At 72.0% G+C, this 14,843-nt stretch carries 15 protein-coding genes; 7 read left to right on the top strand and 8 right to left on the bottom strand.

Going from position 1 to position 14,843, the window contains the following annotated elements:
- Positions 1 to 24: 24 nt before the first annotated feature.
- From ACGF8B_RS03980 to ACGF8B_RS03970, 3 genes are read right to left on the bottom strand one after another with little or no spacing between them, the layout of a single operon-like run.
- A complete protein-coding gene (locus ACGF8B_RS03980; RefSeq protein ID WP_392734561.1) occupies positions 25 to 801 on the bottom strand; it encodes a hypothetical protein in 777 nt (258 codons plus the stop codon).
- A complete protein-coding gene (locus ACGF8B_RS03975; protein ID WP_392734559.1) occupies positions 794 to 3,163 on the bottom strand; it encodes a condensation domain-containing protein in 2,370 nt (789 codons plus the stop codon). The genes ACGF8B_RS03980 and ACGF8B_RS03975 overlap by 8 nt, the downstream gene beginning before the upstream one ends.
- The gene (locus ACGF8B_RS03970; protein WP_392734558.1) at positions 3,160 to 3,363 is read right to left on the bottom strand and encodes an MbtH family protein; all 204 of its coding nucleotides are present in this window, start codon (positions 3,361 to 3,363) and stop codon (positions 3,160 to 3,162) included. Before ACGF8B_RS03970 ends, ACGF8B_RS03975 begins: the two co-directional genes overlap by 4 nt.
- 606 nt (positions 3,364 to 3,969) lie before the next feature.
- On the opposite strand from ACGF8B_RS03970, the gene ACGF8B_RS03965 reads away from it, so the two are divergent.
- Complete coding sequence (locus tag ACGF8B_RS03965) at positions 3,970 to 7,254, top strand: tetratricopeptide repeat protein (RefSeq protein WP_392734556.1); 3,285 nt, start codon at positions 3,970 to 3,972, stop codon at positions 7,252 to 7,254.
- Positions 7,255 to 7,371: 117 nt separating this feature from the next.
- Here ACGF8B_RS03965 and ACGF8B_RS03960 read toward each other — a convergent pair whose 3' ends face one another.
- Together ACGF8B_RS03960 and mca are read right to left on the bottom strand one after the other, a co-directional pair.
- On the bottom strand, positions 7,372 to 7,605 hold the full coding sequence (locus ACGF8B_RS03960; protein WP_342283739.1) for a hypothetical protein: 234 nt from the start codon (positions 7,603 to 7,605) through the stop codon (positions 7,372 to 7,374).
- A 1-nt stretch (position 7,606) separates the two neighbouring features.
- On the bottom strand, positions 7,607 to 8,488 hold the full coding sequence (gene mca / locus ACGF8B_RS03955; protein ID WP_392734554.1) for a mycothiol conjugate amidase Mca: 882 nt from the start codon (positions 8,486 to 8,488) through the stop codon (positions 7,607 to 7,609).
- Between the two features lie 97 nt (positions 8,489 to 8,585).
- On the opposite strand from mca, the gene ACGF8B_RS03950 reads away from it, so the two are divergent.
- Together ACGF8B_RS03950 and greA are read left to right on the top strand one after the other, a co-directional pair.
- Entirely contained in the window at positions 8,586 to 9,002 is a 417-nt protein-coding gene (locus ACGF8B_RS03950; protein WP_392734552.1) for a DUF4307 domain-containing protein, read from the top strand.
- Positions 9,003 to 9,184: 182 nt separating this feature from the next.
- On the top strand, positions 9,185 to 9,682 hold the full coding sequence (greA, locus tag ACGF8B_RS03945; RefSeq protein WP_392734551.1) for a transcription elongation factor GreA: 498 nt from the start codon (positions 9,185 to 9,187) through the stop codon (positions 9,680 to 9,682).
- A 66-nt stretch (positions 9,683 to 9,748) separates the two neighbouring features.
- Here the strand turns inward: greA and ACGF8B_RS03940 are convergent, their stop codons facing one another.
- The 3 genes from ACGF8B_RS03940 to ilvA all read right to left on the bottom strand — a co-directional run bounded on the left by ACGF8B_RS03940 (position 9,749) and on the right by ilvA (position 13,043).
- The gene (locus ACGF8B_RS03940) at positions 9,749 to 10,603 is read right to left on the bottom strand and encodes an ABC transporter permease (protein WP_392734549.1); all 855 of its coding nucleotides are present in this window, start codon (positions 10,601 to 10,603) and stop codon (positions 9,749 to 9,751) included.
- Complete coding sequence (locus ACGF8B_RS03935; protein ID WP_392734547.1) at positions 10,600 to 11,643, bottom strand: ATP-binding cassette domain-containing protein; 1,044 nt, start codon at positions 11,641 to 11,643, stop codon at positions 10,600 to 10,602. The genes ACGF8B_RS03940 and ACGF8B_RS03935 overlap by 4 nt, the downstream gene beginning before the upstream one ends.
- A gap of 170 nt (positions 11,644 to 11,813) precedes the next feature.
- Entirely contained in the window at positions 11,814 to 13,043 is a 1,230-nt protein-coding gene (ilvA, locus tag ACGF8B_RS03930; RefSeq protein ID WP_342286773.1) for a threonine ammonia-lyase, read from the bottom strand.
- Positions 13,044 to 13,199: 156 nt separating this feature from the next.
- On the opposite strand from ilvA, the gene ACGF8B_RS03925 reads away from it, so the two are divergent.
- From ACGF8B_RS03925 to ACGF8B_RS03910, 4 genes are all read left to right on the top strand, one after another.
- On the top strand, positions 13,200 to 13,730 hold the full coding sequence (locus ACGF8B_RS03925; protein ID WP_392734545.1) for a MarR family winged helix-turn-helix transcriptional regulator: 531 nt from the start codon (positions 13,200 to 13,202) through the stop codon (positions 13,728 to 13,730).
- A 77-nt stretch (positions 13,731 to 13,807) separates the two neighbouring features.
- Entirely contained in the window at positions 13,808 to 14,302 is a 495-nt protein-coding gene (locus ACGF8B_RS03920; protein ID WP_392734543.1) for a sigma factor-like helix-turn-helix DNA-binding protein, read from the top strand.
- Entirely contained in the window at positions 14,299 to 14,547 is a 249-nt protein-coding gene (locus ACGF8B_RS03915; RefSeq protein WP_392734541.1) for a hypothetical protein, read from the top strand. Before ACGF8B_RS03920 ends, ACGF8B_RS03915 begins: the two co-directional genes overlap by 4 nt.
- A gap of 64 nt (positions 14,548 to 14,611) precedes the next feature.
- The gene (locus ACGF8B_RS03910; protein WP_392734539.1) at positions 14,612 to 14,803 is read left to right on the top strand and encodes a DUF1059 domain-containing protein; all 192 of its coding nucleotides are present in this window, start codon (positions 14,612 to 14,614) and stop codon (positions 14,801 to 14,803) included.
- The last annotated feature ends 40 nt before the right edge of the window (positions 14,804 to 14,843 follow it).

The following is a 14,843-nucleotide window of genomic DNA, read 5'->3' as shown; positions in this document are numbered from 1 at the left end:
ACAGCAGAAGGGAAGGTTGGAGGACTACCGGTCGAGGTGGGCGGGAGCGGGGTGCCCCAGCAGGTCTGCGGTCAGCTCACGGGTACGCGGATCGGCGAGCAGGCCCGCCCGGACGCAGTCGACGACGTGCACGTCGAGGGAGCCGGCCCTGATCCAGTCGTCGCCGACCGGATGGTCCGCCGACCGGATGTGCGTGACGGAGCCCGCACGGGGTGACGCGGACCCGGCGCGGAACGAGGCCACGAGGAAGGCGATCCAGTCGAGGTAGAAGCCGGACACCCGCGTCGCGGCCGCCACCGCCTCGTCCTCGTCGAATCCGTCCCCCTGGAAGACCTCGGCCCCCAGCCGGACCACCTGCTCGGCCAGCAGCGTCATGGCCCGCTCCGGGCGCTCGCGCAGCTCCGTGTCCGCCAGCGCCGCGGTCAGTTCGCCGCCTAGCTGCTCGGCGCTCCCGCCGGTGAGCTGCCGTACGACGACCCCCACCGTCTCGCGGATCTCCGCCCCGGCGCCCGGCTCCCCGTCGAAGAACACCACCGGTACCGGCCCGTCGGCGCCGCCCAGCCGCTCCGCCAGGTCACGTGCCAGCGGGGCCGCCATGCAGTAGGCGAGGACCGCGCGGACCGACGTGCCGGAGCAGCGCTCCGCCAGGTGCGCCACGTACCGCGACGGTTCCACCGACCGGCTGAACGGCTCGCTGATCGCGTAGAGCACGTCCCAGCCCCGGTCCTCCAGCCGCAGGTCGGACAGGCGGGCCTCGGCACGCCGGCCCGGGAAGTCCAGCACCACCAGGGTGTCAGCCATGATCGATCGCCTCCTGGAGCAGACGGGCCAGGGTCGGTGCCAGCTCCGGTCCGCGCATGACGCCGTAGTGGTCGCCCTGCAACGCGATGGTGCGCACCGGCCGGGAGGTCACGCCGCCCCAGCCGTGGTCGGCCCGGTCCCGGGGCTCGTCCCCGGCCTGGATCAGACAGACCCGGCCCGGGTACCCGCCGGGGACGGTGAATTGGCGGATGGCGTGCAGATTGGTCTCGAACCGGTCGAGGAGCCGCTCCACCAGGCCGCCGTCGCCGGGGGATTCCAGCAGCCCGTGTTCCCGGGCGCGCCGCCAGAGCTGTTCCCGGGTGGTGACGGACGGGCCGAGGTCGGTGCCGACGGCCGCTCCCCAGTCCTCGGCGAACCAGGAGACCAGGTCGGCCTCCGTGGCCGGTCCGTCCTCCGGCTCGGGCACATGACTGTCGATCATCAGCACCGGGAGCGCCTTGCCGGTGCGCAGTTCGAGGCGCCGGGCCATCTCGAACGCCACCACCCCGCCCATCGACCAGCCGCCGAAGGCCAGCGGAGGCTGCGCGGCCGACTCGACGGCCGTCAGATACGCCTCCGCCATCTCCTCGACCGTGCTCAGGCCCACTGCCTCCAGCGCGTAGACGGGCCGTCCCAGTGATCTGGCCAGACCGGCGTAGCAGCCCACTCCGCCGCCGACCGGGTGGACCAGGAAGAAGGCCGGTCCGCTTCCCTCGGCCATCGGCAGCAGGTCGGCCGTGGCCGGGGCGGTCAGCTCACGGTCGATCGCCCGGCCGAGCCGGTAGAGGGTGCGGGCCTCGAAGAGCGCCGCGGTGGGCAGGTCCACGCCGTACTGGAGTCGGACCCGGTTGAGCAGCCGGATGCCGAGGAACGAGTGCCCGCCCAGGTGGAAGAAGTCGTCGTTGCGGTGCACCCGCGGGACGTCCAGGAGCTGTTGCCACAGTTCGGCGAGGTACTGCTCGGTGGGGGTGGCCGGGTCCTCGGCGGCGGGCACCGTGTCATCGGCCGCGACCGCCGCCGCGACCGCCGCCGCTCCGGCCGCAGCGGTCACCGGGTGGCCGCTCAGCGCCCGGTCCGGGTCGGCGAGCACGGCGCCCAGCATGCCGAGGAACTCATCGGCGAGCCGGCGTACCGTCCCGTCGTCGAACAGCTCGGTGGCGTACTCGACGCTGAGGACCATGCCCTCCGTGTCCTGCCACGTGGTGACGAGCCAGTCGAACTTGGCGCTGTCGGTCCGCTCGTCGACCTCGCTCACCCGGAGCTCCGGCGGTGTGTCGCGCTCGGTGATGTCGCCCTGGTGGACATAGAGCATCTGGAACAGCGGTGACCAGCTGGGCGACCGGGGCGGATTGACGGTCTCCACCACCCGGTCGAAGGGCAGTTCGAGGTGGTCGAAGAGGTCCAGCACATGGTCCCGGGTCCGGCCCAGGTGGGCGCGGAACGAGGGGTCTTCCGAGAGGTCGGCGCGGGTGGCGACGGTGTTGACGAAACAGCCGATGACCTCGCGCAGTTCGGGCCGGACCCGGCCGGACAAAGGGGAGCCGATCACCACGTCGTCCTGCCGGGAGACCCGGGACACGAACGCCTGCAGCGCCGCCAGCACGACCATGTAGAAGCTGGCGCCCTCCGCCTCCGCCATCGCCTCGACACCGCGCCGGACCGGCTCGGGCATCCTGAGCCGCAACTCGCGGCCGGCGTTGCTGGGATGGGCCGGGCGGGGCCGGTCGGCGGGCAGCGTGGTCAGCACCGGACAGCCGCTGAGCGTGTCGGCCCACCACCGGGCCTGCTTGTCGAGCACACCTCCGGCCAGCCGCTGCTGCTGCCAGATCGCGTAGTCCGCGTACTGCACGGCGGGTTCGTCGAGGCGCTCCCCCCGGTACGCCCGCCACAGTTCACGCCAGAAGACCGGTGCCGATCCCCCGTCGTAGACCGCGTGGTGGAAGCACAGGTAGAAGAGGTGGTCGTCGGGCGCCCGCCGCTCGATGCGGGCGCGCACCAGCGGACCGGTGCCCAGGTCGAACGGTGTCTCGGCCCGTCCGTCCCACGTCTCGTCGAACAGATCGATCTCGTCGATGGGCCGGACGCGCTGCCGGACGCCGCTCTCGTCCTCGCCCTCGGTGAGGACGGAACGCAGAATCCGGTGCCGTTCCACCAGTTCGGCCAACGCCCTTTTCATGGCGGGCACATCGAACTCTCCGCGGATCCGGACGGTCGACCCGATGTTGTACGTGCCGGGCCGCCCGGTCCGCTCCAGGAACCACATCGCGCGCTGCTGCTCGGAGACGGTGGCCTCGACGACCGACTCGTGGTGCGCGATCCCGGCCTTCCGGCCTCCCGGCACGCGCGCCGCCCGGGCGCTCATCGCGCCGTCCGCCCGCGAAGGCCCAGCGGGCGCATGTCCGTCCACACCTCTTCGATGTGGGCGAGACATTCCTCTTCGGAACGGGCCGGTCCTTCTGCGCGCCAGCCGTCCGGGGCCGGGGTGCCGGCCGGCCAGATCGAATACTGTTCCGCGTCGTTGACGACCACCCGATAAAGGACAGCACGCGAATCGCCCGGCACACGAATCCCTTCCACGCAAATCAATAAAAATATGCTGGAGACACATCGGAGCACTTCATTTTCAGGGCCGGATCAAAAAGGCGTCCGCCGCGCGGCCGCCACCTTTCGCCTCCGCAGCGAATTGCGGAACCGGAACCCTTCGGCGCACGCGAGCGACCCGCGAACGGGTCCTGGGCAGCCTTGAGTCAAGAAATATGAGCACCCGTCACCGGGCTGATCGTCCATCTCCCCCATTGCCGATATCGAGCAGAGTCCGGGCGATCAGAACATCGCTTCACGGCATCTGACATCTAATTGACGACAACACGAACCTAAGGCGCCGACTCCGACTCCGTCAAGGCACTCATGAAGCTTTCGGCGCGGCGCCGGTTGTCAACCCGAAGCGGAATCCGGGTTTCTGTGGAGCCGTCAGAAATATCCACTACCGAGCGGATGCGTCCGGACACCGTTCGTGATCTTGGTCGGCCCGCCCGTCGGACCCGCGCCCGCACACCGCGGGTGCGGCGTCTCGCGCCGACGGGCCGCAGACAGGAGACTGGCCCTGTCTTCGAACCGCCGTCTGCCGTGCGCGGCAGTCGCGACCGTCGTATCCCAAGGAGGACACCTATGCGGGACAGCCATCGGGCCGAGGCCGAAGGGCTGTTGGTACGCGCCGTCGAGGAGGAGCTGCGGCGCTCCGGCGGCCGGGCCGACGCCGGTACGCTGACGGCACGCGGGCGGGCGGCGCTGGATTCACTGGCGGACGCCGCGGCCGAGGAGTACGCCGCGTACGTCCAGGCGCTGGACGCGGCCGGGGCCGGGGCGCAGCCACTGGCCCAGCGCTTCAACCGGGGATCGCTGGGAACTCCGCTGCTGGTCACCGGAGTTGCGGCGGTAGCCGCCTTCGGCGCGGACATCGCGTTCGGCACGGCGGCCGGGCCGGCCCTCGGCGCGGGCGCCGTCGTCGCGGTCGCGGGGGCCACCGCCACCGTCGCCAAGGTCACCGCCTCGCACTGGCCGGCCGCCCACCGGCGGGCCGGAGCGCTCGGACAGCCGGGCGGAGCCGAGCAGTTGCGGCTGCAGTGGCTGGCAGCTCTGGAGGTACGGGGCATCCGCCCCTTCATCGACCAGCAGCGCATGCTCACCGCCTCGTCCCGCACCCCGGCGAAGAAGGTCCCCGCGCAGTCGCGGACGGCTCCGTCGCCGCGCCGCACGGACCGCAGCGCGGCGGCCCGCACCCGCGCGCTCCTGGAGCAGTCGTTCGGCCATCTGCCCGTCGGCGACGGGCCGTTCGCGGGGCGGCGTACCGAACTGGCGCAGATCGCGCAGTGGGTGCGGGAGGGCCGCGCGTCGACCGAGACCAGACCCACCGTCGTCGTCCTGCACGGCACGCCCGGCTCCGGACGCACCACGCTCGCGGTGCGGGCCGCGCACAGTCTGAAGGACCTGTTCCGCGGCGCCTGCGTGGTCGATCTGCGCGGCGATGTGACCGGTGAGGCGCCGCTGCCGACCCGCGACGCGCTGCTGCACCTGCTGAACCGGCTGGGCGCGCCCCGTGAGCAGTTGCTGTTCCGGGACGGGGCGGCGTCGCCCGGCGGGGCGGACCCGTCGGCGCGGGGCAGGGCGTCTGCCGAGCAGCAGGTGCGGCGGCTGAGCGAGCTGTACCACCAGCACCTGACCGGCACCCCCGTGGCGGTCGTCCTCGACGACGCCGGTGACGCGGCGCAGGTGCGCACCCTGATCCCGGAGCGCTCCGACAGCCTCGTCCTGGTCACCGCCCGGGAACCGCTCCGGCTGCCGGACGACGTCCCCGCCCGGGTCCATCAGCTGCCGGTCGGCGCGCTCGACGCGGCCGGCGCGGAGGAGCTGCTGCGCGAGGCGGCCGGGGCCCCGGAGGAGGGGCCGTACGACTCCCGGGCGACGGACACCGTGGCGGAGCTGTGCGGCGGGCTGCCGCTCGCGCTGCGCGTCGCGGGCTCCTCGCTCGGTACCCGCACCCGCGACGACCTCGCGGCCTCTCTGGCCGGGTACGGTCCGGTCGAGCCGGTGGAGCGGGCGCTGTGGCTGCGCTACGCCGACCAGACCGAGCAGGGCCGGCGGCTGCTGCGCCGGCTCGCGCTGGCCGGGCGGGCGAGCCTGGGCGCCGCCGCGGCGGCGGCACTGCTGTCCGCGGACGAGCAGGAGGCCGAGCGGCTGCTGAGGACGCTGGCCGGGGCCGGGCTGCTGACCCATGTCCGGGGTTCGCGCTACCGGCTGCACGACCTCGTCCGGGGCTTCGCGCTGGCCCGGCTGCGGGACGAGGAGCCGGCGGCGGACCGCACGGCGGCGCAGGAGCGGCTGATCCGCAACTACGCGGACCTGGCCGGTGCGGTGATCCGCATGGTGGACGGCAAGATGTCCACCCGGGCCGGGCAGTTCGGCTCGCACGGCTTCGGTTCGCTGGACTCGGCGCTGCGCTGGCTGGACGACGAGTCGAGCTTCATCACCTCCGCGCTGCGGCACGCCGAGGGCGTCGACCAGGGCGCCGTGCTGGACCTGCTGGGCGCGCTGTGCGACTACTGCCTGCTGCGCGGCGACCTCTACCGGCTGGGCGAGATCAGCGAGTTGACGCAGGCCGTGGACAAGGGGCTGCTGGAGCGGTCCGTGCAGTGGCGCACCGGCATCGCGGCCCGCCAGCTCGGCGAGCTGGACAAGGCCCGCACCACCCTGTCGTCGGTGGTCGGCCTCTACCGCGAGGCGCAGAACGCGGCGGGTACGGCGCTGGCGCTCTGTTCGCTCGGCATCACGCTGCACCACCAGGGCAATCTGACCGAGGCGTCGGCGCGGCTGCGCGAGGCGATCGAGCTCCAGTCCTCCGAGGAGCAGGCGGAGGACCGGGCCTGGTCGATGCACGCCCTGGCGGCCGTGGAGCGCGACCGGGCCCGGCTCGACCAGGCGCTGACCCTGCTGGACGCCGCGCTGGTCCTGCACCGGGAGGGCGAGTCGCTGCACGGCGAGGCGTGGACCCGCTTCCAGCTCGGCCAGACCCTGCTGCGGATGGGCGATGTGGAGCGGGCCGAGGAGGCGCTGTCCAGGGCCCTGGAGCTGTACGGCAGCACCCGCGACGAGCGCGGTGAGGCCTGGGCACTGACCCAGCTGGCCCGGGCCCGGCTGCTGGACGGCGATCCGGCCCCGGCGGTGGAGCGGCTGAATCAGGCGCTGGAGCGGCACCGGGACAACGAGGACGCGCGCGGCGAGGCGTGGACGCTGTTCTACCTGGGCCAGGCCCTGGAGGAGAGCGGCGACACGGACCGGGCGGTCCGGCAGCTGGAGCGGGCCCGCACGATGTTCTCCCGGATGCGGGACGTGTACGGGCTGGCCTGCGCCCGCCACCACTCGGGCCGGGTCACCCGTGACCAGCGGGCGGCCCAGACCGGGAACCTGCGCAACTCCGGCTTCGCCCGCCAGCTGCTGATGGACGCGCGCGCCGACTTCCGGCGCATCGGGGTCGCCCACGGCGAGGCGTGGACGTGCCTGGAGCTGGCGCTGATCGACGCGGGGAACAACCGGTCCCCGCAGGCGCTGGAGCTGTGCGGCGAGGCGGTGGAGCTGTTCGACTCGTACGGCGACGCGCGGGGCGCGGACTGGGCCCGCTTCCTGCGCTGCACGCTGCTGCCCTACGCGTCACCCGGCGGCAGCGAGGTGGGCACGGCGGTGGCCCAGGAGGAGCTGGCCGAGCTACTGCGGGCCGGGCACCCGGCGCGCGACGGCAAGCTGGAGGACTGCGCGTCGGCGTTCGCCGTGGTGCTGAACCGCGGCGTGGACCTGGAGGACGGCTGGCAGGCATGGCGCCTGGGCATGACGCCGACACGCCATGCCCGGGAGGTCATGGGCGTGCCGGTGCCGGCCGCGTACGGCCCGGCCGGCGACTGAGACGTCCCGGGTCCGGGTACGTCCGTGGCTCCGGCCGGTCACCCGACCGGCCGGACCGGTGCCGGGGCGGCTCCGGAACTCCGGGGCCGCCCGCGCTCACCGTCGTCCGCTTCGGGGCTACTTCCGCTTCGCGGAACCGGCCGCCACGGGCTCTTCGGCCACCGCGTCCGGATCCGGGGCCTCCTCGAAGTCGACCTTGCCCATGTGCCGGTTCATGGACTTCATCAGCAGCCACACGCCCACGGCGAGCGCCGCGAAGACGATGAAGCCGAGAACGCCGGGGGTCACCTTGTTCTTGTCGAGCTCTTCGGCAAGCGGAACGAGGTCGGTCAGTGCCTGGGTCGCGTACATATCAGGCATTGTCGCGGATGCCCGCGAAGAGGTCGCTCTCGGGGAGGGAGGTATCGACGAGAGACTTCGCCAGCTCGTACTCCTCGGTCGGCCAGACCTCCTTCTGGATGTCCATCGGGACGCGGAACCAGCCGCCCTCCGGATCGATCTGGGTGGCGTGCGCGATCAGCGCCCGGTCCCGGATCTCGAAGAAGTCCGCACACGGAACGTGCGTGGTCAGCGTGCGCTCGTCGCGCTCGAACTCCTTCCAGCGCTGCAGCCACTCGCCGTACGGCGACTCCAGGCCGCGGGCCAGCAGCGCCTCGTGCAGCGCCACCGTGCGCGGCCGGTTGAAGCCCTGGTTGTAGTAGAGCTTCTGCGGCTGCCAGGCCGGGCCGAACTCCGACTCGGGGAACTTCTCGGTGTCCGCCGCGCCGTCGAAGGCGATCATCGTGATCTTGTGGGTCATGATGTGGTCGGGGTGCGGGTACCCGCCGTTCTCGTCGTACGTCGTGATGGCCTGGGGCCGGAACGCACGGATGCTGCGGACGAGCCGGCCCGCGGCCTTCTCCTCGTCCTCCAGCGCGAAGCAGCCCTCGGGCAGCGGCGGCAGCGGGTCGCCCTCGGGCAGGCCGGAGTCGACGAAGCCGAGCCACTCCTGCTCGACGCCCAGGATCTCCCGGGCCTCGTCCATCTCCTTCTTGCGCACCTCGTGGATGTTCTCCTCGATGTACGCGTCGCCCTGGAGCTTGGGGTTGAGGATGGAGCCGCGCTCGCCTCCCGTGCAGGTCACCACCAGCACGTCCACCCCCTCGGACACATACTTGGCCATGGTGGCCGCGCCCTTGCTCGACTCGTCGTCGGGGTGGGCGTGAACGGCCATCAGGCGCAGCTGCTCGGTCAAGACTCGATCCTCAGTGATTCGGCATGTGGGCAGGCTTCTATAGTGACCGAACCGGGGGGCGGAAAATTCCTCGATCCCCGGTACGGAAGGAATGATCATGACGGCGGTACCCGAGACGCTTCCGGAGAACCGCTACGGCCGCTCCGCGGACCAGCGTGCGGACCGCAAGCTCAAGATCGTCGGTTCGGCGCTGGGCGTCGTACTGCTCGGCGTGGTCGGCTGGATCGGCTACGACTATGTCACCGGCCAGGGCATCAGCGCCGAGGTGATCAAGCGCCGGGTCGTCTCGGACCAGCGGGTCGACATCCACCTGGAAGTGCGCAAGGACAAGGACGCCAAGGGCTACTGCACCCTGCGCGCGCAGCACGAGGACGGCAGCGACGTGGCCCGCAAGGACTTCCGCTTCGACGAGCGCACCGACCGGATCGACCGTGTCCTGTCGCTGCGTACGACGGCCAGGGCCACCAGCGTCGAGCTGCTGGGCTGCACCACCGACGGCGGGTCGTCGCGCTGACCGGCGCACCCCGTCCCTGAACCACCACGCCGGGCCTGACCTGCGCACACGCGGTCCCGACGTTTTACCTTCTCCCCCTTTTCCTGCGGAATTGTTAGGCTCGTGGTTTCGCCCACCCGTGGAAGCACATGCTTACGGGTAGGGCGATGCTTTGTATTCCCAGTACCGACGAGGAGCACCCTGTGACCCAGACCAGCGAAAACGTCACCTGGCTCACGCAGGAGGCGTACAACCAGCTCAAGGCCGAGCTGGAGTACCTGTCTGGTCCCGCGCGCACGGAAATCGCCGTAAAGATCGCGGCGGCCCGTGAGGAGGGCGACCTGCGCGAGAACGGCGGGTACCACGCCGCCAAGGAGGAGCAGGGCAAGATGGAGCTCCGGGTGCGCCAGCTGACCCAGCTCCTGGAGCACGCGAAGGTCGGCGAGGCGCCTGCCGACGACGGCGTGGTCGAGCCCGGCATGGTCGTGACGATCGCCTTCGACGGCGACCCGGACGACACGATGACCTTCCTGCTCGCCTCCCGCGAGTACGCGAGCTCGGACATCGAGACGTACTCCCCGCAGTCGCCGCTCGGCACCGGCGTGAACGGCAAGCGGATGGGCGACGACGCCGAGTACGAGCTGCCGAACGGCAAGACGGCCACCGTGAGGATCCTCGCGGCGAAGCCGTACACCGGCTGATCCCGCACACCGACGCCAGGAGCCCCCGGCCCGACGGCCGGGGGCTCCTGGCGTGTGCGGCCGCGCTCAGGCCGCCGCCTGCCGGTACTTGCGCACCGCCAGGGTGCGGAAGACCACCAGGATCAGCAGCGACCAGAGCAGCGACGCCCAGACCGGGTGCACCATCGGCCAGGCACCGGACGGCGACACGCCCGGGTTGCCGAAGAGCACCCGGCACGCCTGGACGGTGGCGCTGAACGGGTTCCATTCGGCGATCGGCTGGAGCCAGCCCGCCATGTTCTCGGTGGGCACGAAGGCGTTCGAGATGAACGTGACCGGGAAGAGCCAGATCAGCCCGCCGGAGGTGGCCGCCTCGGGGGTGCGGACCGAGAGGCCGATCAGCGCCCCGATCCAGGAGAAGGCGTACCCCAGCAGGAGCAGCAGCGCGAAGCCGCCGAGCACCTTGCCGATGTTCTCGTGGGTGCGCCAGCCGACCAGCAGCGCGACGGCGGCGAGGACCAGCAGGGTCAGCGTCGTCTGGACCAGGTCGGCGAGCGTACGGCCGGTGAGGACCGCGCCGCGCGCCATGGGCAGCGAGCGGAACCGGTCGATGAGGCCCTTGTGCATGTCGTCGGCGATGCCCGCGCCGGCACCGGCGGTGGCGAAGGTGACGGTCTGCGCGAAGATGCCCGCCATGAGGAAGTTCCGGTAGTCGGCGGGGCTGGTGGACCCGCCGATCATCATCGAGCCGCCGAAGACGTAGCTGAACAGCACCACGAACATGATCGGCTGGATGAGCCCGAAGATGATCATCTCGGGGATCCGGGCCATCCGGATGAGGTTGCGGCGGGCGATGACGAGGGAGTCGCGCACCGACTGCCCGATCCCGCCTCCCGCCCTGGGTGCGGCCGGTGTCGGGGGCGTACCGGTGAGGACGCTCACTTGACCGCCTCCTTCTCCGCCGGGTCGCCGTCGGCCGGGGCGGGCCCGGACGCGCCGTCGCCGCTGCCGTCGCCGCTGCCGCTGCCGTTGCCGTTCTGCGGGCCGGCCGTGTGGCCGGTCAGCGAGAGGAAGACGTCGTCGAGGGTGGGGCGGCGCAGTCCGATGTCGTCGATCTCCACGCCGCGGGCGTCGAGGTCGCGGATGACCTCGGCCAGCAGCTTGGCCCCGCCGAGCACCGGGACGGTCAGCTTGCGCGTGTGCTCGGCGACGGCGACCTCGCCCTTGCCGAGGTGGGCGAGGACGGCGCGGGCCGGTTCGATCTGGTCGCGCTGGTGGACCACCACCTCGACGCGTTCGCCGCCGGTGCGGGCCTTGAGCTCGTCGGAGGTGCCGCGGGCGATGACCAGGCCGTGGTCGATCACGCAGATCTCGTGGGCCAGGTGGTCGGCCTCCTCCAGGTACTGCGTGGTGAGCAGCAGCGTCGTGCCGCCCGCGACGAGCTCCTCGATGACCTCCCAGAGCTGCTGCCGGTTGCGCGGGTCGAGGCCGGTGGTCGGCTCGTCCATGAACATGACCGGCGGGGAGACGACGAGCGCCGCGGCCAGGTCGAGGCGGCGGCGCATGCCTCCGGAGTACGTCTTGGCCGTGCGGTCGGCGGCTTCGGCGAGGTTGAACCGCTCCAGCAGCTCCCCCGCCCTGGCCTTCGCGTCCCGGGAGCTCATCTGGTAGAGCTGGCCGACCATCCGGAGGTTCTCACGGCCGGTCAGGTACTCGTCGACCGCGGCGAACTGGCCGGAGAGGCCGATCGACCTGCGTACCTCGTTGGGCTTCTTCAGCACGTCGATGCCCGCGACGACGGCCCGTCCGCTGTCGGGCCTGAGCAGGGTGGTCAGGACGCGCACGGCGGTCGTCTTGCCTGCGCCGTTCGGGCCGAGAAGTCCGAGGACGGTGCCCTCCGGCACGTCGAGATCGACACCGCCCAGTGCTCGTACATCGCCGAAGGTCTTCACCAGACCTTCGGCATGGATGGCGCCTGGCATACGGATTCCCCCAGTGCGTTCGGGTGACTTCCTCAACAGATCCTAGGTTTGACGGTCTTTCCGCGCCTGGTGAACGTCTGCGGCGGACATGCCCGCGGCAACCCGGCGAGGCGAGCAAAGTAACGCGATACATCGCGACAGGCAAGGGGTCGGGGCGACGCCGGTACGGCTCAGCCCATCACGAGATAACCGGCGTCCCGCAGCGCCGCCGAGACCTCCGCGCAGTGCTCCGGCCCCTTCGTCTCCAGCTGGAGCTCCACCTCGACCTCGGTGAGCCCGAGCCGGGGATCGGTCCGCACATGACCGATGTCCAGCACATTGGCGTCCACCACCGAGAGCACGCCGAGCAGCGTGGCCAGCGCGCCGGGGCGGTCGGTCAGCCGCAGCCGCAGGCTCAGATAGCGGCCGGCCGCCACCATGCCGTGGGTCAGGACGCGCTGCATCAGCAGCGGGTCCACGTTGCCGCCGGACAGGAGCGCGACCACCGGCCCGTGGAACGACTCCGGATCGCTCAGCAGCGCCGCGACCGGGCTCGCGCCGGCCGGCTCCACCACCAGCTTCGCCCGCTCCAGGCAGAGCAGCAGCGCGCTGGACAGCTCGTCCTCGGAGACCGTACGGACCTCGTCGACCAGTTCCCTGACCAGCTCGAACGGCACATCGCCGGGGCGCCCCACCTTGATGCCGTCCGCCATCGTGACGGGCGATTCGATCGACACCGGGTGGCCCGCGGCCAGCGAGGGCGGATAGCAGGCCGCGCCCGCCGCCTGCACCCCGACGATCCGCACATCGGGCCGGACCGCCTTGACCGCCACCGCGATGCCCGCCGCGAGACCGCCGCCGCCGATGCCCACGACGATGGTCCGCACCTCGGGGCACTGTTCGAGGATCTCCAGCCCGACCGTGCCCTGCCCGGCGATGATGTCCGGGTGGTCGAAGGGGTGGATGAAGACCGCGCCGGTCTCCCGGGCGTACTCCTGCGCGGCGGCCAGCGTCTCGTCCACGACATGCCCGTGCAGCCGGACCTCGGCCCCGTACTGACGGGTCGCGGCCACCTTCGGCAGCGGCGCCCCGACCGGCATGAAGACCGTCGACCGTACGCCGAGCAGCGCAGACGCGAGTGCGACACCCTGCGCATGGTTTCCGGCGCTCGCGGCGACGACCCCGGCCGCCCGCTCCACCGGCGACAGGCCCGCGATACGTACGTACGCGCCACGCAGTTTGAACGAGCCGGTCCGCTGGAGGTTCTCGCACTTGAGGTGGACCGGCGCACCCACCAGGTCGCTCAGGTGGCGGCTGCCTTCCATGGCGGTCGTCCTGGCCACGCCGGAGAGCATCTTCTGCGCTCCGCGGACGTCGTCGAGGATCAGCGGGGGAAAGTGGCCGGTCGTGCGGAAGTTCATACGGTAAGTCTTGCAGCTCGGCAGGGCACCGGCCGCCGCGTCCCGTCCCCTCCTGGGCCGTTGTCCACGGGTTTGCGCAGCGCTGGTACACGTTGCCCCGTGGCCGCGTACTCTGTCCCCCACCCATCCGACACCGCACGAAGAGAGCCCCCGGCCATGCCCCCTCAGGACATGACGACAGCTGCGTCTCCTTCCGGGGGCGCCGCCCCCGAACCCCCGGGTTCCGACGGCGTCCTCGACGCTCTGCAGCACCAGGTCGCGGTATTCGCCCGCCGTGCCGAGCAGACCCGCCTCGGCGGCGTCGGCCAGGTGCGCAATTCCATGGACCGGGCCGCCTATCTGCTGCTCAACCGGCTGGACCGGGAAGGGCCGATGGGCGTCAAGGCACTCGCCGCGGGCATGGGGATCGACTCCTCGACCGTGACCCGGCAGGTGGCACCGCTGGTCGACACCGGGCTGGTCAAGCGCACCTCGCACCCCGAGGACGGCCGGGCCGTGGTGCTCCAGCTGTCGCCGCGCGGCCAGGCCCGGCTGGACGAGGTCCGCAGCTCCCGCCGCGAGCTGATGACGCAGGTGACGGACGGCTGGACGGCCGAGGAGCGCGACACCTTCTGCGCGCTGCTCACCCGGTTCAACACCTCGCTGGCCGCCCGCCAGACCTCGCACCAGGCGCCTCCGGCCGGCTAGCCGCTGCGGCCCGGTCCCGGGCCGACCTGTTGCACGCCTCTTGACCAGGAGCCCCGCGAGCGGCTCGGATGTGGACTGTGCGAGAGCGCCAGTCGGGCCGGGAGCGGCGCCGTGCCCAGGAGTTCGAGACCTTCGTCGCGGGCGCGGCCGGCCGTCTGCTGCACACCGCCACACTGCTCACCGCCGAGCCCACACGGCCGCCGGGAGCGAACCCGCGGGCCCAGCGGATACTGGGCGCCGCGCTGGCGACCACGTACGCGCAGTGGGAACGGCTGCGCGGCGAGGATCCGTACGACCGCACCCGGCGCGAGCTCGCCGTCCGGTTCGCCCACGAGGTCTGGCGCCATCAGCGGCCGCGCGGCGGTCTGCTGGCCCGGCTGACACCGCAGGAACGCCTCGTCCTCGTACTGCGGCTGTACGAGGGGGTCGGGGAGGAGCAGACGGCGGCGCTGCTCGGCCTCACGGTGGAGCGGGTGCGGGCGGTCTGCAACCGCTCGGTGGCCACGATGCGCGGCACCCGCCGGCCCACGGCGCGGCGGGGCGTGCCGGGTCTTCCGGGGGTCGCGCGGTGAGCGGCGCCGGGGACCGGGAGGACGAGGTCCGGCGCATGATGGACGGTCCGCATCCGCAGGTGCCCGCCGATCTGGCGCAGCGGGCCGCCGAGCGCGGCGGCAGGCTGCTGCGCCGGCGGCTGTTCGTCCGCCGGCTGATGCTGCTGCTGGCGTGCGCCGCGGTGGTGGCGTTCACGGCCTGGGCGATGGCGGCACACCCCTGGCAGATACCTCCGGCGCAGACCACGCCGTTGGAGGGCTGGTGAGCGGCGGCGGGGGCCGAACTATCCTGGAACGTACGGAATTGCGTGCCGGTCCCAGGAGGCTGCCATGACCAGGAAGATCGCCGACTGCCGCAAGCATCCGAGTGTGTCGCACTGCTCGCTCACCATCTCGGGCGAGGAGGAGGAAGTGGTACGGGCCGCGGCGGAACACGCGGTCTCCGTCCACGAACACGCCGACGGTCCCGAACTGCGCGAACAGATCCGGACGATGCTGGAGGACGAGCGGGCCGGCGCCTGACAGGGCCCCGGACGGCCGGGCGGACCCGAGGACTCGGGCC

It is taken from the genome of Streptomyces sp. NPDC047917 (genome assembly GCF_043204345.1).
Classification (GTDB): Bacteria; Actinomycetota; Actinomycetes; order Streptomycetales; family Streptomycetaceae; genus Streptomyces; species Streptomyces sanglieri.
Note: the sequence above shows the minus strand (reverse complement) of the source record. Positions and strands in the feature narration are given on the sequence as shown.